23 protein-coding genes are annotated in these 20,553 nt (G+C 52.2%); 9 read left to right on the forward strand and 14 right to left on the reverse strand.

Features of this window, described 5'->3' with window-relative positions; all coding sequences use genetic code 11:
• Positions 1–24 precede the first annotated feature (24 nt).
• The 4 genes from mobB to moaA form a co-directional block, all read right to left on the reverse strand.
• Positions 25–540: a molybdopterin-guanine dinucleotide biosynthesis protein B gene (gene mobB, locus ABKW30_RS14520; RefSeq protein ID WP_348599620.1), complete on the reverse strand. Its 516-nt coding sequence runs from the start codon at positions 538–540 to the stop codon at positions 25–27.
• Positions 537–1,169, reverse strand: a complete 633-nt coding sequence (mobA, locus tag ABKW30_RS14525) for a molybdenum cofactor guanylyltransferase MobA (RefSeq protein ID WP_348599621.1) — start codon at positions 1,167–1,169, stop codon at positions 537–539. Before mobA ends, mobB begins: the two co-directional genes overlap by 4 nt.
• Positions 1,170–1,171: 2 nt before the next feature.
• Positions 1,172–2,086, reverse strand: coding sequence for a DMT family transporter (locus ABKW30_RS14530; RefSeq protein ID WP_348599622.1), 915 nt, complete (start codon positions 2,084–2,086; stop codon positions 1,172–1,174).
• Between the two features lie 97 nt (positions 2,087–2,183).
• Positions 2,184–3,173, reverse strand: a complete 990-nt coding sequence (gene moaA / locus ABKW30_RS14535) for a GTP 3',8-cyclase MoaA (protein WP_348599814.1) — start codon at positions 3,171–3,173, stop codon at positions 2,184–2,186.
• A 227-nt stretch (positions 3,174–3,400) separates the two neighbouring features.
• On the opposite strand from moaA, the gene ABKW30_RS14540 reads away from it, so the two are divergent.
• Entirely contained in the window at positions 3,401–3,778 is a 378-nt protein-coding gene (locus ABKW30_RS14540; protein ID WP_348599623.1) for a DUF971 domain-containing protein, read from the forward strand.
• A gap of 3 nt (positions 3,779–3,781) precedes the next feature.
• Here the strand turns inward: ABKW30_RS14540 and ABKW30_RS14545 are convergent, their stop codons facing one another.
• Complete coding sequence (locus tag ABKW30_RS14545) at positions 3,782–4,390, reverse strand: L,D-transpeptidase (RefSeq protein WP_348599624.1); 609 nt, start codon at positions 4,388–4,390, stop codon at positions 3,782–3,784.
• 290 nt (positions 4,391–4,680) lie between these two features.
• On the opposite strand from ABKW30_RS14545, the gene ABKW30_RS14550 reads away from it, so the two are divergent.
• A complete protein-coding gene (locus ABKW30_RS14550; protein ID WP_348599625.1) occupies positions 4,681–6,597 on the forward strand; it encodes a L,D-transpeptidase family protein in 1,917 nt (638 codons plus the stop codon).
• Here the strand turns inward: ABKW30_RS14550 and ABKW30_RS14555 are convergent.
• The 6 genes from ABKW30_RS14555 to ABKW30_RS14580 form a co-directional block, all read right to left on the reverse strand.
• The gene (locus tag ABKW30_RS14555) at positions 6,594–7,334 is read right to left on the reverse strand and encodes a proteasome-type protease (protein WP_348599626.1); all 741 of its coding nucleotides are present in this window, start codon (positions 7,332–7,334) and stop codon (positions 6,594–6,596) included. The two genes, ABKW30_RS14550 and ABKW30_RS14555, sit on opposite strands and share 4 nt — an antisense overlap.
• A gap of 31 nt (positions 7,335–7,365) precedes the next feature.
• Entirely contained in the window at positions 7,366–8,163 is a 798-nt protein-coding gene (locus tag ABKW30_RS14560; protein ID WP_348599627.1) for a transglutaminase family protein, read from the reverse strand.
• Between the two features lie 5 nt (positions 8,164–8,168).
• Positions 8,169–9,110, reverse strand: coding sequence for an alpha-E domain-containing protein (locus tag ABKW30_RS14565; RefSeq protein ID WP_348599628.1), 942 nt, complete (start codon positions 9,108–9,110; stop codon positions 8,169–8,171).
• Between the two features lie 82 nt (positions 9,111–9,192).
• Positions 9,193–10,605 carry a circularly permuted type 2 ATP-grasp protein gene (locus ABKW30_RS14570; RefSeq protein WP_348599629.1) on the reverse strand — a complete coding sequence of 471 codons (1,413 nt, stop codon included), beginning with the start codon at positions 10,603–10,605 and terminating at the stop codon, positions 9,193–9,195.
• A gap of 232 nt (positions 10,606–10,837) precedes the next feature.
• Positions 10,838–11,311, reverse strand: coding sequence for a BA14K family protein (locus ABKW30_RS14575; protein WP_348599630.1), 474 nt, complete (start codon positions 11,309–11,311; stop codon positions 10,838–10,840).
• A gap of 135 nt (positions 11,312–11,446) precedes the next feature.
• Complete coding sequence (locus ABKW30_RS14580; protein WP_348599631.1) at positions 11,447–12,130, reverse strand: HAD family hydrolase; 684 nt, start codon at positions 12,128–12,130, stop codon at positions 11,447–11,449.
• A gap of 142 nt (positions 12,131–12,272) precedes the next feature.
• Between ABKW30_RS14580 and rpiA the strand changes: the two genes are divergently transcribed.
• From rpiA to gor, 3 genes are all read left to right on the forward strand, one after another.
• The gene (rpiA, locus tag ABKW30_RS14585) at positions 12,273–12,992 is read left to right on the forward strand and encodes a ribose-5-phosphate isomerase RpiA (RefSeq protein WP_348599815.1); all 720 of its coding nucleotides are present in this window, start codon (positions 12,273–12,275) and stop codon (positions 12,990–12,992) included.
• Between the two features lie 93 nt (positions 12,993–13,085).
• On the forward strand, positions 13,086–13,643 hold the full coding sequence (locus tag ABKW30_RS14590; protein ID WP_348599632.1) for a DUF2059 domain-containing protein: 558 nt from the start codon (positions 13,086–13,088) through the stop codon (positions 13,641–13,643).
• A 119-nt stretch (positions 13,644–13,762) separates the two neighbouring features.
• Positions 13,763–15,154, forward strand: a complete 1,392-nt coding sequence (gene gor, locus ABKW30_RS14595; protein ID WP_348599633.1) for a glutathione-disulfide reductase — start codon at positions 13,763–13,765, stop codon at positions 15,152–15,154.
• Between the two features lie 12 nt (positions 15,155–15,166).
• On the opposite strand, the gene ABKW30_RS14600 is transcribed toward gor, so the two are convergent.
• The 3 genes from ABKW30_RS14600 to ABKW30_RS14610 all read right to left on the reverse strand — a co-directional run bounded on the left by ABKW30_RS14600 (position 15,167) and on the right by ABKW30_RS14610 (position 16,694).
• Positions 15,167–15,481, reverse strand: coding sequence for a BrnA antitoxin family protein (locus ABKW30_RS14600; RefSeq protein WP_348599634.1), 315 nt, complete (start codon positions 15,479–15,481; stop codon positions 15,167–15,169).
• Complete coding sequence (locus ABKW30_RS14605; RefSeq protein WP_348599635.1) at positions 15,478–15,726, reverse strand: BrnT family toxin; 249 nt, start codon at positions 15,724–15,726, stop codon at positions 15,478–15,480. The genes ABKW30_RS14600 and ABKW30_RS14605 overlap by 4 nt, the downstream gene beginning before the upstream one ends.
• An 86-nt stretch (positions 15,727–15,812) precedes the next feature.
• A complete protein-coding gene (locus ABKW30_RS14610; protein ID WP_348599636.1) occupies positions 15,813–16,694 on the reverse strand; it encodes an alpha/beta fold hydrolase in 882 nt (293 codons plus the stop codon).
• Between the two features lie 196 nt (positions 16,695–16,890).
• On the opposite strand from ABKW30_RS14610, the gene ABKW30_RS14615 reads away from it, so the two are divergent.
• The 4 genes from ABKW30_RS14615 to ABKW30_RS14630 all read left to right on the forward strand — a co-directional run bounded on the left by ABKW30_RS14615 (position 16,891) and on the right by ABKW30_RS14630 (position 20,532).
• Positions 16,891–18,270, forward strand: a complete 1,380-nt coding sequence (locus tag ABKW30_RS14615) for a 3-deoxy-7-phosphoheptulonate synthase class II (protein WP_115053270.1) — start codon at positions 16,891–16,893, stop codon at positions 18,268–18,270.
• 72 nt (positions 18,271–18,342) lie between these two features.
• Positions 18,343–18,774, forward strand: coding sequence for a GFA family protein (locus ABKW30_RS14620; protein ID WP_348599637.1), 432 nt, complete (start codon positions 18,343–18,345; stop codon positions 18,772–18,774).
• A gap of 96 nt (positions 18,775–18,870) precedes the next feature.
• Positions 18,871–20,046: a Na+/H+ antiporter NhaA gene (gene nhaA / locus ABKW30_RS14625; protein WP_348599638.1), complete on the forward strand. Its 1,176-nt coding sequence runs from the start codon at positions 18,871–18,873 to the stop codon at positions 20,044–20,046.
• Positions 20,047–20,106: 60 nt separating this feature from the next.
• The gene (locus ABKW30_RS14630) at positions 20,107–20,532 is read left to right on the forward strand and encodes a GFA family protein (RefSeq protein WP_348599639.1); all 426 of its coding nucleotides are present in this window, start codon (positions 20,107–20,109) and stop codon (positions 20,530–20,532) included.
• Positions 20,533–20,553 lie beyond the last annotated feature (21 nt).

Below are 20,553 nucleotides of genomic sequence, written 5' to 3' on the forward strand. Positions count from 1 at the left end.
CCCTCATAAGTGGAAAGGACATATTCAAACACGTTGAGGGTGAAGGCCTGTTTCACGTTCAATCATGTCAGCAAGTCCGGCAACATCATCAAGATCAAAAACCGGGACCGTTTCGTCAGCAAGAGCATGATCACTTGCAACTGCCACTATCGTTGGATCATTGGTGGTCAAGCGCTCTCCCGCGCGGCCGTCCAGTCGCCTTGTCTCAATCTTCTTGTGCGCTTCCCGTTTATATCCTTCAACCAATATGAGATCGCAGGGCGAAAATTGTTCCAGTATCTCTGCCAGTGAAGGTTCCTGTTCTTCTTTCAACTCGTGCATTAGTGCCCAGCGTCGGTCGGATATGATTGCAACTTCGCCAGCACCTGCCTTGCGGTGACGGTAGGAATCGGTGCCTTCCTTGTCGATATCGAAATCGTGGTGCGCATGTTTGATCGTCGAGACTCTCCAGCCGCGCCGCGTGAGTTCGGCCACCAGTTTGACCGTCAAAGTCGTTTTTCCGGAGTTCTTCCATCCGGTTATGCCGAATAGTCGATTCATCGTGTCGAGGCCGCCCATCGTTGTCGCGCTTCCAGAATATCCTCTTGAGTATTTATGTTGAAGAACGGGTCCAATGGCTGGCCTGTTTGCGCCTCTGTCAATGGAAATTCAAAACTCCGGTATGGTTGGACTTCAATCCAACTCATGACGCGGCGATTCTGGTCGTCAGCCAACCATTTGCGCAGTTCGTGACGCGACGAAATTGGCCACAAACCAAATACCGGGTGAAGGCGCCCCGCTGATGACGCGATTGCGATGGTGTGCGGGAGGCCAGCAATCTCCCGACCGAGTTTCTCGGCGAGATCATCCGGAAAGAACGGAGTGTCCGTCGCAACAGTCATTATGTGCGAAAAGGCATCGCTCTGAATTGCAGCCCATTCCATTCCGGCGAGTATGCCGGCAAGCGGCCCCGCATAGCCGGTAATGTCGTCGGGGATGACGGGAATGTCGAGATGATGAAAGTGTGAAGGATTATTGTTTGAATTCAGCGCCATCACCGGCAGCTGATGTGCGAGACGTTTGACGATGTGGTCGATGAGCTTGGCGGCGCCAAAGGGCATTAGAGCCTTGTCCGGCCCATTCATGCGGCGGGATTGCCCACCGGCCAGAATGATTCCTGCTGTGTTCACAATCACACTCCGTCGGGTGAGGATGCCGCTGCTGTTGCTGCTGGCTTGATACGGCTTACCTTCCGTTCACGGTAGAGCGTATAAAGACCGCTGCCAATGACAATGATTGAACCAATAATCATCGGCATGTCCGGCAGGTCCCCGAAGAATAGGAAGCCCAGCAATATCGCCCAAAGCAAACTTGTGTAACGAAATGGGGCAACGAAGGAAATCTCGCCTTCCCGCATCGCCAGAATAAGGAAATGGTAGGCGACCATGACGCAGCATGCGGCGAGGACGAGTAGCAGAATGTTTGTGTTCGACATTGGTGTCCAGCCGCCAAGAGGCACAATCATGGCTGCACCCGCGACCCCCACGCCCACCGATGTCAGCGCTGATATCATCAGAACGGGAATGGTTTTTGGTACTTTGCGTGTTGCAAGATCACGTAGCGATGCAAAAATCACCGTAATGACGATCAGCAAGATGTATGGGCTCATTCCACTTTGGCCGGGGCGAACAATGATCAGCACACCTGCAAGCCCTATGACGATTGCAACCCATCGCCGCCAGCCGACCGGTTCACCGAAGAACAGTGCCGCGCCCAGTGTTACAACCAAGGGCAGAGCCTGAAGAATGGCAGATGTCAGCGCAAGCGGGACATGTACGAGGGCAACAAGAAAGCTGACGGTGCCAACAACTTCGCCGATAACGCGCAATATCGTCATCTTGTGCAATGCCTGACCCAAGGGAATAAGCATACCTTGATGCCAGGCCAGGGCAACGATCAGAAATATGGCAATAGAACTGCGGACCAGCATCACCTGACCCATGTTCATTTCTTCGGCGACAAATTTGACTGTCGCATCGTTGAATGTGAAGCAAGCCATGCCGATGGCCATCGACAGACTTCCGCGCAAGTTGGGAGATAGCGCCAAGATTATTCACTTCCGCTGGCAGGAACGACTCTCCTCCAGAATCGCTTCCATTGATATATCAATGAAAACAATATCGCGCATGCGGAATATTTGCGTTTTAGCCGCCTGTAACGCTCATGTGGCGGGAAACCGCAGGACGGTTGTGTCGGCGGTCGATGATGAAGTCGTGCCCCTTGGGCTTGCGGCCGATAGCTTCATCTATTGCGTTATTCAGAAGATCATTTCCTTCGGAGGCCCGCAGGGGCGCACGAAGGTCGGCCGCATCCTCCTGACCGAGGCACATATAAAGCGTGCCGGTACAGGTTAGGCGAACACGATTGCAGCTTTCGCAGAAATTATGCGTCATCGGCGTGATGAAGCCGACGCGTCCGCCAGTCTCGGCGATTTGTACATATCGGGCAGGACCGCCGGTCTTGTAATGAATATCGTTGAGCGTGAATTCTTCACGCAGTCTTGCCCGGAGTAGTGACAGCGGCAAATATTGATCGGTCCGATCCAGATCAATTTCGCCCATTGGCATGGTTTCGATCAGAGTAAGATCCATGCCACGCCCATGCGCCCAGCGGATCATGTGCGGGATTTCGAGATCGTTGAAGCCTTTCAATGCAACGGCATTCAGCTTTACATTGATTCCTGCTGCCTGAGCGGCATCAATACCTTCCATCACGCGGTCAAGATCGCCCCAGCGTGTAATCGCCTTGAATTTTGCTGCGTCGAGCGTATCCAGCGAAACATTAATGCGCTTGACGCCCAGATCGGCAAGTTCATGCGCGAAACGCGCAAGCTGCGAGCCGTTTGTGGTCAAGGTCAGTTCTTCCAAAGCACCGGAACGCAGATGGCGGGAAAGCTCACGGATCAGATGCATGATGTTCTTGCGAACCAGCGGTTCTCCGCCTGTGAGCCTCAGCCGTTTCACGCCTTTTTCGATAAAGGCCGTGCAAAGTCTATCCAGTTCCTCAAGCGTCAGAAGTTCTTTTCTTGGAAGAAAGGTCATATGTTCCGACATGCAATAGGTGCAGCGGAAATCGCAACGATCCGTAACCGACACACGCAGATAATTGATCGTCCGCCCGAAGGGATCGATCATCGATGTCTGTGCTGGTGTCTGGTCGAATGTTGCCAAATAGTCCAAGAGCTTCCTCCTCGTTCAGAGATAGTGCGGCATCAAAGACTTGTCCAGTTATCGGGTCTTCGCAGAGCACTCTATGAAGTGAGGCGTTTGCGCGCATTTCACTTCGCTGGAAAGGCCTTGGCTGACGCTTGCCTCTGCAAGCGTCACGGCCTACACAGTCAGGAAACAAGGATGGAAACACGATGACCGATGCCTGGCCAAAGGAATTGCGCGTCAGCAAGGACCGCAAATCTTTGTCGATTACCTTCGATAATGGCGAGAAGTATGATCTGACTGCAGAACTTTTGCGTGTAGCTTCGCCGTCAGCCGAAGTGCAGGGGCATTCTCCCGAGCAGCGTGTAACTGTTCCCGGCAAGCTCAACGTGGAAATAGCCAAGATGGAGCCTATCGGAAATTATGCCGTGCGCATCACCTTCGACGATATGCACGATACAGGTCTTTTCAGTTGGGATTATCTGATTGACCTTGGCAGAAACAAGGATGTGCGCTGGCAGGTCTATCTCGATGAACTTGCGGAAAAAGGCCTTGCCCGCGAGCCTGTAAGGCTGAAGCGCTCCTGAATTCTACCGCAGGACGACGACGCGTGTGCCGATGCTAACATTGGCGTAAAGATGTTTCACATCATCATTTGCCATGCGAATGCAACCGGATGACATGGCCTGACCAATCGTCCATGGCTGGTTGGTTCCGTGAATGCGGTAGATGGTAGAGCCGATATACATGGCCCGTGCGCCAAGCGGATTGTTTGGGCCGCCCGGCATGTAAGTCGGAAGAATGCGCCCTTTCTTGGCTTCGCGTGCACGCATGCGTGCTGGCGGTGTCCAGCCCGGCCACTCAGCTTTGCGTGAAATCCTGTTGCTGCCGCTCCACGTAAATCCGCTTTTTCCGACACCAATTCCATAGGCCACGGCGCGGCCAGAAGATGTCACGTGATACAGTCGCCGCTCGCCAGTGCGTATAACGATTGTTCCTGCTGAATATTTGGATGGAAACGAAACACTTTTTCGTGTGATCGGCGAGAAATCTGATCGATATTTGGCGGATTGGGCTTGTGGCTTTCCGTTTTGGAAAAATTTTCTACCAAGGTTATCTTGCGGTTTTGCTGTTGCTCCGAAGCAACTCAGACAAAAAACGCCAAAACACAGTAAAAATATGCGATAAAATCTACTCATCGTATCCCCCAATTCGATGTTTCGACCGCTTGTACTGTGACATTATTGCATGTTCGAGAAAAGAACGCCTATGATCAACTCGTCGTGTAGTGAATCAAAATGAAATTCGAGTTGAATCACGTTAACCTTTGAACCAAGGCGAACGTGCTGAAATGCGTCGCCAGAGAATAATCTGCCGGGGGCGGGGCATTGTTAAAACATTCTAAACAAGATGCGTCGAAACTGGAACGACACCAAATTGACGGCCTGCATTTGACCGCAGGCGAGACTGTTCCAGCTGGGCGAGCATCATGAATTCTTCTTCGAAAAAACGTGCACTCTTCTTGGCAGCTATGCTGTCGGCAACGGCAACCGCCGTGCCACAGGCATCGGCAGCCAATAACCTGATGGAACTCCTGTTTCCCAATCGGCGCATTCAATCACAGCCGGTCTTGCCGCCGGAGCCAGCGGTGGGAGTTGGTCAGAGTTCTGCTCCCGCCCAACGCGCCCCGATCAAGCGCGTTACCGTGACTGCACCCAAGAATTACGATTACAAGCCAGATGCGTTGGTTCAGATCGATCTGACAAAGGTTGATCCGCAGCTAACTGCTTCTTCCCACCCCAGCATCGGCGCTGCACCATCCATGGAAATGGATCAGTTCGGCTTGAAAATTGACCACCTTCGCGAAGCCCACGTGAAAGCTGAGAAAGACATCGCCGATGCGATTGTTGCTTACTACGCATCCGGGCAACATCCAATCTGGACGGCATCCTATGACGTCACGCCAAAGGCAAAGGCTGTTGTCGAGCTTTTCGCCAAGGCCGCCGAAAGCGGCCTGGACCCGCAGGATTACGCGGTAAAAGTTCCAAGCGATGATTATGACCGAAGCGATATTCCTGCTCGTTTGAAGGAACTGGCCGAGTTCGAGCTTTCGCTTTCTGCTCGCGCCCTCCGCTATGCAATGGATCAGGGCGATGGTCGTGTAAATCCAAATCGCCTGAGTGGGTTCCACGATCTGAACACCGATAATGTAAAGCCTCGCGCCGTCATCGATCAGCTTGCATCAACCAAGGATGCAAGTGCTGTGCTGGCCGGTTTTGAGCCGCAGAACAAGTTTTACACCGAGCTGAAGCAGAATCTGCACGAAATAGCCGATGTTGCCGGTCCATCCGTCCACATCGCGCCCGGAACCCTGATCCGCCCGGGTGAAAGCAATCCTGAACTGAAAAACGTTGTCGCTCTCATCAGAGCCAAGGCGCCGAAGGAATATCTTCTCCAGCACGACGCAATCTTGCAGGCGAACGAAACTGCTGAAACCTACGATTTAAGTCTCGTCGACGCGGTGAAGGACTACCAGAAATCGCAGGGACGACAGGCTGATGGTGTTATTGGGAATGCCACGATCAAGTCGCTTCAGGGCGAAAGCAGCGCATCTAAGCGCGACCGGATTCTGTATTCGATGGAGCGTATGCGTTGGATGCCGCGTGATTTTGGCAATCGCTATGTCTTTATCAACCAGCCTGCATATCGTGCACAGTATTTCAGCGATAACACCGAAAAGCTCGCGATGAATGTTGTTGTCGGATCGCCGACCAACCAGACTTATTTCTTCAACGATACGATTGAAACGGTGGTGTTCAATCCATCGTGGGGTGTGCCTCGCTCCATTATTCTCAATGAGATGATGCCGAAGATCCTCAATAACCCATCCTATCTCGAAAATAGCGGCTATGAGGTTTATGACAAGTCCGGACGCGTGGTTCCATCCAGCTCAGTCAATTGGGGGCAGGTTGCTTCAAATGGCGGCGGCGTCGGAATTCGCCAGAAGCCAAGCCTTGATAATGCGCTGGGCGAACTGAAAATCCTGTTCCCGAACAGCCATGACATCTACATGCACGACACACCCGCAAAGTCGTACTTCAAAAAGGATATGCGCGCTTTGAGCCATGGCTGCATTCGCTTGGAGCGGCCACGCGATATGGCTGCTGCAGTGCTTGAAATGCCGGTGGAAGAGTTGAAGCAGTATTTTGGCAAGAACGAACGCAACGTGAAGGTGAAATCACAGCTTCCCGTTTACGTTTCCTACTTCACGGCTTGGCCGGATGCGGCGACAGGGCAAATTCATTATTATGATGATGTCTATGAGCGCGATGCCTATCTCGAAAAGGCTCTTGGCAAGACGCATTCTGTGCGTCAGGCAGAAACCGTGCAGACCGCTAATCTCTAGTCGCGCGATTTAATCTCGAATGGCGGCAGGCTCTGGAACGCCAGTTTCAGAGCCTGAGACCAGCCTTCTGATACGATCTCATAATAGGGGTCATTGCGTTCGATACGCTTTTCAAAGCCGAGACGGAAACTGTCGGACTCATAAAACTGCAAATCCAGCGGCAAGCCAACAGACAGATTAGACTTCAACGTTGAATCGAACGAAACAAGCAAAAGCTTGGTCGCTTCTTCAAAAGTCATCGCCGGATCATAGGACCGCACAATGATCGGCTTGCCGTATTTGTGCTCGCCGATCTGGAAGAATGGTGTGTCTTGTGTCGATTCAATGAAATTTCCTTCGGGATAAATAAGGAATAGGCGTGGATCGCCGCCCTTTATCTGACCGCCGAGTATGATTGAAGCGCCGAAGGAGTCGGCGCGCTGACCACCGCTATCTACCTGATGGATCACGTCACGGATCGTATCGCCAACGAGTCTTGCAGTCTGAAACATCGAGGGCATTTCGTAGATCGAAGGCGAGCGTTCCGATGGTGTTTTGGTCCGCTCGTTAAGAATGCTGATAACTGCCTGTGTCGTGGCGAGGTTGCCAGCGGAAAGAAGCGTTATCACCCGGTCGCCTGTCCTTGCCCAAGTGTACATTTTCTTGAATGTCGAAATATTGTCGACGCCCGCATTAGTCCTTGTGTCAGACATAAACACAAGTCCACGGTCCAGTTTGAGCCCGACGCAATAAGTCATAGCGAATCCCAAGTTCGAATATCAGAGCCGATTACTGCTCTACATTGACCTCGACGGCAAGAGATTCAATTGACGGTCCAAAGCGTATTCCCGAAACGGGCGCCGCTTCGCGATAATCCAGACCACAAGCAATTCGCACGTAGGTCTCGTTGGGGCAGATATCGTTGGCAGCATCGAAACCGACCCATCCGAGGCCGTCAATATGGGCTTCGGCCCATGCATGGCTGGCCGTCTGTTCGATTGTATTATTCATCATCAGATAGCCGGAAACATAGCGCGCTGGGATATGCAGAAGCCGGGCAGCGGAGACAAATACGTGCGTATGGTCCTGACAAACACCAGTTCCAAGACGCAGCGCTTCCTCGGCGGTCGTGTTGATTGTTGTCGAACCGGGCGTATAGACCAGTTTCTGGTTTAACGCGCCCATGAGTTCATGCAGAATCTCAAGCCTGTCCGACTTTGCCGGTAATCCTGCCACAAGTTCGCGGATAGCCTCACCGGGCGCTGTCAGTTCGGTCTCTCGCTCATAGAGCCATGTCGGCATGAAATTATAGACCTTGCCATGAACGCCGCTGCGATCATCAGTCTCGACATGTCCGGCGGCGCGGATAATGAGTTCCTCTGTTCCGCGATCAACGCTAATGAGCATGGTACGATTGCCGTATCCGTCGCGATAGTTCGCTTCCTGCGTCGCACCCTCAACCGTCACATTCCAGTCAATGACCTTTTGCCCGGGGGAACTCTGGGGATGAAGGCGCAGGCGCTGCACAGCGTAGTGCACCGGTGCATCGTAGCGGTAGTGAGAATTATGCTGGATATTCAGAAGCATGGCGCTCAATCAAAATTGTAGGCTTTGGCAATTTTACTGCTCAAGCCGGTGGTTTGATAGATAAGATCACTCAGGAATTCGTGCAGGCCATTGTCGAAGATCGTGCGGATATCGTTATTCTCAAGCCGCGTCATAATCCCCTCAGCCATGTCGTGGCATTCGTGACGGGCACCATAATCAATGGCCAGATGTTTCAGATTATCGACAATGTTCGAATAACAGAAATTCAGCGAGCGCGGCATCCGGGAATTGAGGATCAGATAATCTGCAATGTTAACCGGACTATATTCGATATCGTAAACCCAGCGATAAGAGCGATGGGCAGAAACCGATCGCAAAATCGATTCCCACTGGAAGTTATCAAGTGTTGTCCCGACATATGAAATTGATGGCAGCAACACATAATATTTGACATCAAGAATGCGCGCTGTGTTATCCGCCCGTTCGATAAAAGTGCCAATGCGCGCGAAATTGAAGATTTCATTGCGAAGCATGGTGCCATGAAAAGCACCCCGAATAATCGCGGTCTCACGTTTGATTTGATCGAGAACGCGGGGCAGGTCGGTTTCGGGAATGGGCGACGCCAAGGTAGATTTCAGCACCATCCAGGTTTCGTTGACACTTTCCCACGCTTCCCGTGTTAATGCGGTACGCACCATGCGCGCGTTTGAGCGAGCCGTTTCAACGCAGGACATGACACTCGATGGATTGTTCAGGTCGCGGAGAAGGAAGTCGGAGACAAGGCTGGCATTGTATTCCTTGTACTTATTATCGTAACCGATCTTTACACCGGCGCTCATCAAAACGGAGGACCATTCTTCCGGCGCATCGGACGTCTTTGTAAGTGCCATGCGCAACCCGGCATCGATCAATCGAGCCATGTTTTCGGCCCGCTCTATATAGCGGAACATCCAGTAAAGACCGTTTGCGGTACGCCCAAGTAGCATTTTCTAATAAATTCCCTCTTTTATTAATCGGGAGCCTTATGGATGGCCCTTATTTCCGCAATTATTGTCAGTTGCCTGAATGTTAGTCGTCCAGCACCCAGGTATCCTTTGTCCCGCCTCCCTGACTGGAATTGACCACCAACGACCCTTCCTTGAGAGCAACACGCGTCAACCCGCCGGGTGTGATACGAATGCGATCAGAAACAAGCACGAACGGGCGTAAATCCACGTGACGCGGCGCGAGGCCTTTCTCGGTCATGATTGGCGTCGTCGATAATGCAAGCGTGGGTTGAGCAATGTAATTCTTTGGATTGGCTTTGAGTTTCAGCGCAAAAGCCTCACATTCCTTCTTGGAGGCGGCTGGCCCGACCAGCATGCCATAGCCGCCGGAACCATGTACTTCCTTGACAACAAGCTCGCTCAGATTTTCGAGCACGTATTTCAACGTGTCAGGCTCGGAACAACGATGCGTAGGCACATTCTCCAGTATCGCCTTGCGTCCTGTATAGAACTCGACAATCTCCGGCATGTAGGAATAAAGCGCCTTGTCATCGGCAATTCCGGTGCCCGGAGCATTGGCGATTGTGATGTTACCGGACCTGTAAACATCCATGATACCAGCAACGCCAAGCGCTGAATCCCGACGGAAGGTAAGGGGATCGAGGTACGAGTCGTCCACGCGGCGATAAAGGACATCGATTGCACGGTTGCCTTCGGTGGTACGCATGACAACTTTGCCGTTTTCGACCTTCAGATCGCCGCCTTCGACAAGTTCCACACCCATTTGATCAGCCAGGAAAGCATGCTCGAAATAGGCGGAATTATAGATGCCGGGCGTCAATACGGCGATGGTTGGTGTTCCATTGCATCCCGGAGGAGCCACGGCAGCAAGCGATTGCCGTAACATTTTCGGATAAGTCTCTACCGGCCTGACCTTGATCTGCTGGAAAAGCTCTGGAAAGAGCTGCATCATCGTTTCGCGATTTTCCAGCATGTAGGATACACCGGAAGGTGTCCGCGCATTGTCTTCCAGCACGTAGAACTGGTTCTCGGCGGTCCTTACAATGTCAACTCCAATAATATGGGTGTAGACATTGCCCGGCGGCCGAAACCCTACCATTTCGGGTAGATACGCGTCGTTATGGGTAAAAAGCTCACGCGGAATGCGTCCGGCACGAATGATTTCCTGACGGTGATAAATATCGTCGAGAAAAGCATTGAGCGCCATAACGCGCTGCTCGATACCCTGTGAAAGGCGGCGCCATTCATTTCCGGTGATGATACGCGGGATAATATCGAAGGGAATGAGCCGCTCGGCAGCTTCTTCATCGCCATAAACAGCGAAGGTAATACCGGTTTTCCTGAAAACATTCTCGGCATCGAGTGCTTTTTGTGCCAGCCGGCCTGGGTTCTGTGTATCTAGCCAGCTTTTCAACTGGTCATATGGCTGACGGACCTCGTCGCCGGTTTTGATCATCTCGTCAAATGGCTTCACTCATGTCCCCCTTTTTATAAGTGTCATTCAAGCGCGTTCGAGGAAAAATGCAAGCACATTCCGTCGTTGGTGTGCAGCAAAACCGGTGCAGGTTAAAAACTAGGCAGCTATAACGGGCCTTGTGCAAAGGCAATGCGGCTTCCGTCTAATATGGAGGCACAACGATATGTCGACTAACAATAAAAAGCCCGGCTCATTGAAAGCCGGGCCGCAGAATCAAGACCGTCGATTATCAATATGGCGAATTACACTGACGACGCGGACCATTATTGGGCTGAAACGTGTTGTCGGATGCACGGTACGAACGATAGCGATCATAGCACCATTGCGTGTGCGAGCGGACACCACGATAGGCGGGGCGATTGACCGTACTGCCAATAATTACGCCAGTACCAAATGCGGCCAATGGGAACCATGCACCATTGTGATATCGATATCCCGAGCGATGATGACGATATCCGCGATGACCACGCCAATGACGATCACCTCTCCACCCGCGATCGCCGCGCCAGTGCCGATTGCCTCTCCAACCACGATCGCCGCCATGTCGCCAGTGACGGCCACGGTCTCGCACCGTTTGCACGTTGGGAGTGCCTGTTTCAATCGAGATAGGAGCCAGCGGAGCAGAGGTAGCCGGAACAGCACCGGCTGATAACATGCCAACAGACATAGCCATTGCTGTCAGAATTGAAGTGAGCTTTTTCATAATTCCTCCAGAGTTTCCCGAAGTATTAAACACTTCGTTCTGATGACCAACCAAAATTTGTCGGCATCATTGGAAAGTTATAACGCGCAGTCAACCGTTTAGTTCCTGAAGTTTTATGAGTACTGAAACGTTTGGCTATGCATTCACGGCTGCGATCAAAGACCTGGCCATTTCTACATTCAATTCGCGATAATGTGAAATGACGCGGCTCGGGTCGTAAGTGGCTACCGGCATGTCGGAATAACCGAAATCAACGGCAATTACCGGAATGCCTGCGGCTTTGGCGGTGTTGATGTCTGTATGGCTGTCGCCAACCATAATTGCCTGTTCCCGATCACCGCCTGCGAGTCTGATTGTCTCCAGAAGATGTCTCGCATCCGGCTTCCGGAAAGCAAATGTATCGCCACCGGTAATTGCAGCAAACCGACGTGTCTCACCCAGATGATCAAGTAGTGACGTGGCAAGTCCTTCAAACTTGTTTGTGCAAACGGCCAGCAGATAACCTGCTTTGGCAAGGTCGTCCATTGATTGTGCAACGCCTTCATAGAGCGCAGAGTGACCGGGCATGTGTGCACCATAGTGCTCGATGAAAAGACCGAGGAGCCAATCAAGCTGTTCCGGGCTAAGCAGCTTCTGCTGTGCCTCGAAAGCGCGCTCGATCATGACGCGCCCCCCCTGACCAACGTAGCGGCGCAAGGCCACCGGGTCGACTTTCTGCATTCCTGCGGCACTTAAACAATGATTGAGACTGTCGAGAAGATCTGGAGCTGTATCGACCAGCGTTCCATCAAGATCGAATACGATAATTGGTTGAGACATTTTATTCCTGCAATCGCTTCATGGGTGTACCAGCCCGCCAAAAATCAACAGGCGAGTCTTGACCCTTTTGCCTGACGTGTTAGGGAGCCCAATGTCAACGCAAAAAGATGGCAAGTCAAAGCTACAAGAGGGCGCATCACTCATGGACCCAAGAACATTGAAGATCGAAGCTGCCGCCGCTGCATTGACCTATGTAGAAGATGGTATGCGACTTGGCATTGGCACGGGATCGACTGCGGAAGAGTTCGTGCGCCTTTTGGCAAAAAAGGTCGAGGGCGGTATTTCCGTCATCGGTGTACCCACTTCGGAACGCACAGCAAAGCTTTGTCGTGAGCTTGGCGTACCGCTATCCACCCTTGAAGACACGCCGCAACTTGACCTCACAATTGATGGCGCGGATGAAGTCGATGCACAACTCAGCCTCATAAAGGGGGGTGGTGGTGCCTTATTGCGCGAAAAGATTGTCGCCGCTGCCTCCAGCCGGATGATTGTCATCGCCGATGGTTCCAAGTTTGTCGATGTTCTGGGTGCCTTTCCACTGCCGATAGAAGTCAATCGTTTCGGATTGGCTGCAACGACGCTGGCGATAGAGCGCGCCGCTGTGGAGTTGGGTTTGTCAGGGGCGGTGACATTAAGGGTGACGGGAGCCGATGCATTTGGTACAGAGCCATTCGTAACAGATGGGGGGCATTTAATCCTGGATGCATCTTTTGGCCGCATTCCAGATACAAGAGCGTTATCGAATGCCTTGCATACCATTCCCGGTGTTGTAGAGCATGGTCTGTTTTTGAATCTGGCGCACACAGCCATTCTGGCGGGTGCTGACGGTATTCAAACATTGCTGCGTGATAAGTCTGTCTAGGCACGCGGCGGCATTAGAATCGGTTGTTTCATCCGAAAACTTGGAGATGGTTTTGGATGAGACGCATACAACGAAAAACGGAGCGATAAATTCATGAACCGAGCAACTGGCTTTCGCCGCTTGATTGCACCTTTGTCCATCGCAATCATGCTGGGCGGTGTTTATTCTGTACAAGCGCAAGAGATCACTCCATCACATCTGGCTGCTGCACGCGCCGCGGTTACCGCCATCAAGACGACAGATCAGTTCGACTCGATTCTGCCAATGGTTGCCCAGCAGTTGAAATCTGAACTGATCCAGAAGGACCCGAATCTGGAATCTATTATCAGTTCAACTGTTGATGAGCAGGCTCTGACCCTGGCTGCCCGTCGCGGTGACTTGGAAGATGAAGCAGCGCGCGCCTATGCCGTTTCTTTTACGGAAGAAGATCTGAACGCCATCACCGGCTTTTATAATTCTCCGGCAGGAAAGAAACTCCTTTCGGAAGGTCCAATCGTAACACGTGAAGTGTTGAAGGCCGCCGGTATCTGGCAGCGTGGTATTGCCCGCGATCTAGCCCAGGCTGTAGCGGAAAAGATTGTGGCTTCGGGCGCTGCAACGGCTCCGGCAACACCAGACGCACCGGCTGATCCGGAAGCGCCAAAACCTTAATTATGACAATCATTGTCTATTGATTTTCAAAGCCCGGTTCTTGCCGGGCTTTGTGCTTTTAAATTGGTGCCATAGGGCCCATATATGTCAGCCACGCACAGATTCGGAGCGCTCCTGCCATGACAATATATGACTACGACCTTTTCGTTATTGGGGGAGGGTCCGGTGGTGTGCGTGCGGGCAGATTGGCTGGCGCCATGGGCAAGAAGGTGGGCCTTGCCGAAGAATATCGCATGGGCGGCACCTGTGTGATCCGTGGCTGTGTCCCCAAAAAGCTTTTTGTTTATGCTTCCCAGTTCCCCGAGCATTTTGAAGCCGCAGCAGGCTATGGCTGGAGCGTCGGCGAAACCAAGTTCGATTGGTCGACGCTTATCGCAAACAAGGATCGCGAAATCGCGCGTCTTGAAGGACTGTACCGCAAGGGGTTGGATAATTCCCATGTGGAAATATTCGACAGCCGTGCGCTGCTGATTGATGCTCACACGATTGAAATTCTCAAAACCGGCAAGCGTGTTACCGCCGATCAGATTTTGATCGCCGTTGGCGGTCACCCTAATCCACACGCGGCACTGCCGGGATACGAGCTTTGCATCAGTTCCAATGAAGCGTTCCATCTCGAAAAGCTGCCTGAATCCATCATTATTGCAGGCGGCGGCTATATCGCTGTCGAGTTCGCCAATATTTTCCATGGGCTTGGTGTCGACGTAACACTGGTTTATCGTGGCAAGGAGATATTGTCCCGTTTCGACCATGATTTGCGCCATTTGCTGCATGAAGCCATGGAAGCCAAAGGCATTAAAATCCGTTGCGGCGAGATTTTGAAAGAGGTCAAGCGCAATGCCAATGGCCGCCTCGACGTGCAATTGTCCTCCGGCGATGAACTGCCTGCGGATCAGGTTATGTTGGCAATCGGCCGCATACCCAACACAAAGATGCTCGGTCTGGAGCAGGCCGGCGTTGAAGTTGATGAAATCGGCGCTATCAAGGTTGATGACTATTCCCGCACGAATGTGGAAAATATCTGGGCAGTCGGTGATGTGACAAATCGGGTGCAATTGACCCCGGTAGCCATTCACGAAACGATGTGTTTCCTCGAAACGGCATTCAAAGGCAATCCGACCAAGCCTGATCACCGCGATATTGCCACAGCCGTATTTTCACAGCCGGAAATCGGGACGGTTGGGCTTTCGGAAGAGGAAGCCGCCAAGGAGTTTGACGAAATCGAGGTTTACCGGGCGCTTTTCCGGCCGATGCGCAACACGCTTTCGGGATCGAAAGAGAGAATGTTGACCAAGCTTATCGTCGACGCTGGAAGCAGGAAGGTAGTGGGTGCGCATATTCTTGGGCCGGATGCCGGCGAAATGGCGCAGCTTCTCGGCATTCCGATTAAAGCTGGCTGCACGAAGGACGATTTCGACCGTACTATGGCTGTCCATCCGACCGCTTCAGAAGAACTTGTCACCATGTACAAGCCAACCTATCGCATTGTGAAAGGCGAGCGCGTCGACTGAGTGCAATGGCGATCAGACCTTCGCTTGTCTCAGCACTTCATTAATTCTGGACTGCCAGCCGCGCCCGGTCGCCTTGAATTTCGCAATGACATCGGGGTCGAGGCGTATCGTGACCGGTTGTTTGGTAATGGCTGAATGCGGTCGGCCACGTTTGGCTATTTCCTCGCGGATTTTTTCTGCCAGCTCGGGGAAGACTTCGCGAAAGGGACGGGCGTTTTTAATGTCTTCTTCGGTCCATTCAGGATTGTCGGAGACTTCGTCCCAATCCTTTTGAGAGTAGCCTCTGCCTTCTTTGAATTCACGCTGAATATTCTGTTTTGCTGTCATAAAATGAGCGCTCTTTCCTTTGGGTTGGCGGGGCGCATGGAAACTATGGACCAGCCCTTACTACCGAGTTTGAAAAATATAACTGATATCACCCCGTTATGAAGATGCCCAATTGCCTGAAGCCGTTGTTTCTTGGCTGGTCGAATAACTGCACCAAGAAAGAAATCGATATCTAAGGCCATAAAGTCGAGCCCATGCTTTTCGATATTCGCGATACGTTTTGGTTCGTCCCAAATGATTATCATATATTGTACGTACAATAAATAAGAGAAATCAAAATAATGAGACGATAATAAATAGTGCCTTTCAGATTGATAGCGCGACCTTAGTCTCAGGCCGCTTTTACGCTTGACCGGCGTATCGCACCTTCCGGTAGTTTTCCGTCCAGCAGCCAACCCATAATATCCGGCCACAAGGTTTCCGCTCTGGTTTTACGGAAGAAACCAAGATGACCAATCTGATCTGCGCGATTGTCAGGCGAGAGCCATATTTCGCTGACATCGGCATTTGCCAGCCTTTCCAGAAATAAACCGACCGCCCTGGGTGTACCCCAGGGATCGTCTGCAATACCCACGCCAAGCACTGGTATCCTTACCGCGTTGAAATGCCTTGCTTCGGGTACTTTCGGGTCCTCGAACAGGAAGTTCGGATTGCGGCACCAACGTGCCCAATCACGGAAAATGCTGCCGGGTAGTGCTTCACCTATTCCGCTCCACTTTGGGAGTCTCCCGAGCGGATATGTAAGTGGCACACCCAACAGGTTCATTTTTGCAAACACGGCAAACGGTTCGGCAGTGTTGCGGTAATAGCCCGATAATGAAGCAAGAGTAGTATAGCGCTCGAAATCGGCGGAGCGGTTGCAAAGGCCAATTGCAACGCCACCAAAGGAGTGACCAATGCCTGCTATCGGCTTGCCGCCGGATGTCTTTTTCAGTTGGTCAAGCGCTGCAGGCATGTCCAATACCGCCCAATCCTTCATATGCAAGCGAGGCTTCCAACCTTTTGGGACGGTTGATTTTGCTACTCCGCGATAGTCATAAGTAAGGACGTGAGAAGCGCCAAGATCAAGCAACCGGTTGGCATAATGCCGGTAAAAACTGTCGGGGACTGCGGCGGCCGATGAGATCAGGACCGCAGGTTTTTGTCCTGTTCCGCTGAACAGATTGCCGCGTAGGGGAAAACCGTCTGACGCCTCAAAAGCAATCTCTTGCATCACTGCCTCCCGTAATTACTTTTACGTTAAGGTAATACAAAGCGATGCCGCTCACAACGGCCAAATCGGCTGTGCGGCACAATCGTTAACAGGACTGGTATCGCAAGCATAATTGGACTATATGAGCGCCTTCCGGCATGACCGGAAAATCTCAAACAAACGCTACCAAAGTGGAAAGCAAGTAACAGGTGCAATAATGACCAAGAACTGGACACCGACTTCCTGGAGAGGCAAACCGATCAAGCAGGTGCCTTTTTATCCGGACGCTCAAGCTCTGAGCGATGTCGAGGCCCGTCTTCGGACATATCCACCGCTGGTTTTTGCAGGTGAGGCACGCAAGCTGAAGAAGCAGCTCGCGGCCGTCTCCCGTGGTGAAAGCTTTCTCTTGCAGGGTGGCGATTGCGCCGAAAGCTTTGCCGAACATGGCGCGGACAATATTCGCGACTTTTTCCGTGTATTCCTCCAGATGGCGGTCGTTCTGACGTTCGGTGCCTCGCAGCCCATCGTCAAGGTTGGCCGCATTGCCGGTCAGTTTGCCAAGCCGCGTTCTTCGGACACGGAAACCAAGAATGGTATCGAGCTGCCAATCTATCGTGGCGATATTATCAATGGCACCGAGTTCACGGAGCAGTCGCGTATCCCTGATCCTGCACGTCAGGAAATGGCTTACCGTCAGTCTGCCGCAACGTTGAATTTGTTGCGCGCGTTCGCACAGGGCGGTTATGCCAATCTTGAGAACGTCAACCAGTGGATGCTTGGCTTCGTTGCGGATAGCCCGCAGGGTGAACGCTATGGTATGCTTGCCCGCCGTATTGCCGATACGGTCGACTTCATGCGCGCCGTCGGTATTACAGCCGAGACTAACGCGCAGTTGCGTGAGACGGATTTCTACACCAGCCACGAAGCATTGCTGCTTGGCTATGAAGAGGCCCTCACACGCGTCGATTCAACGTCCGGTGACTGGTACGGCACGTCCGGCCATATGATCTGGATCGGTGATCGTACCCGTCAGGCGGATCATGCCCATATTGAATATTGCCGTGGCATCAAGAACCCGCTCGGTCTCAAGTGCGGCCCATCGTTGGAGCCGGACGATCTTCTGCGTCTGATCGATCTGCTCAACCCTGCAAACGAAGCTGGCCGTTTGACACTGATCGCCCGTTTCGGACATGACAAGGTTGGCGATCATCTGCCAAAGCTAATCCGTGCAGTACAGAAGGAAGGCCGCAATGTTGTCTGGTCCTGTGATCCGATGCATGGCAATACGATCACTGCCAATGGCTACAAGACACGTCCATTTGACCGTATCCTCAAAGAGGTCGAAGGCTTTTTTGCAGTTCATCATGCCGAAGGAACATATCCCGGCGGTATCCACATCGAGATGACCGGCAATAATGTGACCGAATGCACAGGCGGTGCGCGTGCTATTTCTGCTGAAGATTTGCAGGATCGCTACCACACCCATTGCGACCCGCGTCTCAATGCCGATCAGGCTTTGGAACTGGCGTTTCTGGTTGCCGAACTGCTCAAGAAGGAACGTGACAGCCAGCCGCAGAAAATGGCTGCAAACGGCTGATCTGCCAGACGTTTAAAAATTTAATGGCGGTCCTTGTGGCCGCCATTATTGTTTCAGGGGTCAGGAGAGCGGATGGACAAGAATATTGAAGAGATTGATGGTTCGTGCCACTGCGGCGCTGTCCGCTTTCACGTGCGCCTGAAAAATGGCTTGCACGGCGCGCGAAGATGCACCTGTTCCTATTGCCGTATGCGCGGTGCAGTTGCTGTAACTGCTGATATCGGGGACATCGCAATATTCGAAGGCGAAGACGCGCTCACGCTCTACCAATTCAATACGAACACGGCCAAACATTATTTCTGCTCGAAATGCGGGATTTATACGCACCACCAGCGCCGCTCCAATCCGCAGGAATATGGCGTTAATGCTGCCTGTCTTGAAGGTATCAGCCCTTTTGATTTTGAAGAATTGCCCGTTAATGATGGAACTTCTCATCCTTCCGACAGACGTAATAGTGCAGACTCAGGACTTGCAGGAATTTTGAAATTTATCCCGCTCAAGTAATCCGGCTTTGCAGAGGATAATGCGAACACTCACAATCACGTCATAACCGACGGCTTTGGGGTGGAATTTTAGGTTTTCGGATTCTATCAAGGCACTATGAATACGAAAGCGCCCCGCCGAGTCCGTCTGTCCGCATCTTTCCGTTCGTTTATGGCGAGTGAAGCCGCTGGCGGCATCATTCTTATGGTGGTTGCCGCCCTGGCGCTGATCGTTGCCAACTCACCCCTAAGCCAGACCTATTTCGATCTGCTGCACATCGATCTTGGCGGACTGAGCGTTCTCCATTGGGTCAATGACGCACTGATGGCCGTTTTCTTTTTGCTCGTTGGTCTGGAGATCAAGCGTGAGATGATCAGCGGCCAGTTGTCGAACTGGTCGCGGCGGGCGCTTCCGGGTTTTGCTGCAGTCGGCGGCATGGTCGTGCCAGCGCTTATTTTCCTTGCCTTTAATGAAGGCGAGACCATACGTGGTTGGGCTATTCCATCGGCGACCGATATTGCCTTTTCGCTGGGCGTATTGTCGTTGCTCGGTTCACGCGTTCCGCTTTCATTGAAGGTGTTTCTGACGGCGCTCGCCATTATCGATGACCTTGGCGCGGTCATCATCATTGCACTGTTCTATTCGGAGGGTCTCAATGTTCCGGCGCTGGCCGGTGTTGCGGTGGTCTTCGCCATTCTTATGGCGATGAATCTGCTCGGAATGGTGCGGCTCTGGGCCTATATTGTTCTTGGCGTGATCCTTTGGATACTGGTTTTCAAATCCGGTATTCACGCGACAATAGCAGGTGTTCTGCTTGCATTGACCATTCCCATGACGGGCGAGAAGGGGGAGGCAGGTTCGCCGCTTCTCAAGCTTGAACATGCCATCCAGCCTTGGGTTGGATTTATCATTGTTCCCATATTCGGCTTTGCCAATGCCGGTGTTTCATTCACCGGAGTGTCACTTTCAAATCTTGCTGATCCAGTGCCGCTTGGCGTCGCTGCCGGGCTGTTCGTGGGCAAGCAGCTTGGCGTGTTTTCGTTTGCATGGCTGGCGATCAAAATGCGTCTTGCGGAACGACCAGCCGGTGCCAGCTGGATGCAAATGTATGGTGTCTCTGTTCTCTGCGGCATCGGCTTTACGATGAGCTTGTTTATCGGCCTCTTGGCTTATGCCAATTCACCGATGCTTCAGGATGAAACCAAACTCGGTGTTCTGCTCGGCTCGCTGCTCTCCGCGCTGTTTGGTGCGCTCCTGCTGGTGCTGTCGTCAAAACGTTCACCAAAGGCGTGAATGCGAAAGCAGGCCGGACTGCACTGCCTATTCTCCAGTCCTGCGAGGGAGGAATGACTTATGAGCGAATTGCATAAAGGCTCGTGCCTTTGCGGAAATGTTCATTTTGAAACACGCGGGCCTTTGCGTGGCGTTGTCTATTGCCATTGCTCGCAATGTCGCAAACAATCGGGTCATCACTACGCTGCCACAAATGTCCAGGACGACTGCATCGATATATCCGGTCAGGAAAACATCAGTTGGTATGAAGCCAGCGAATTTGCCCGGCGCGGCTTCTGCAAGCATTGCGGCTCAGTGTTGTTCTGGAAGCATAATGACCTTGATTATATTTCAGTTATGGCCGGTGCTTTCGACAATCCAACCAACCTTAAAGGGGACATCCACATTTTTGTTGCCGATAAGGGTGACTATTATGAAATCGATGATGGTCTGCCGCAATATGAAAAAAGCAGTAGCGGCATTGTGGTGGCACCGCCAAAGCATTGACGCAGGCCATATGGGTCTTAT

The sequence above is a fragment of the Phyllobacterium sp. SB3 genome (genome assembly GCF_040009165.1).
In the GTDB taxonomy this organism is placed as follows: Bacteria; Pseudomonadota; Alphaproteobacteria; order Rhizobiales; family Rhizobiaceae; genus Phyllobacterium.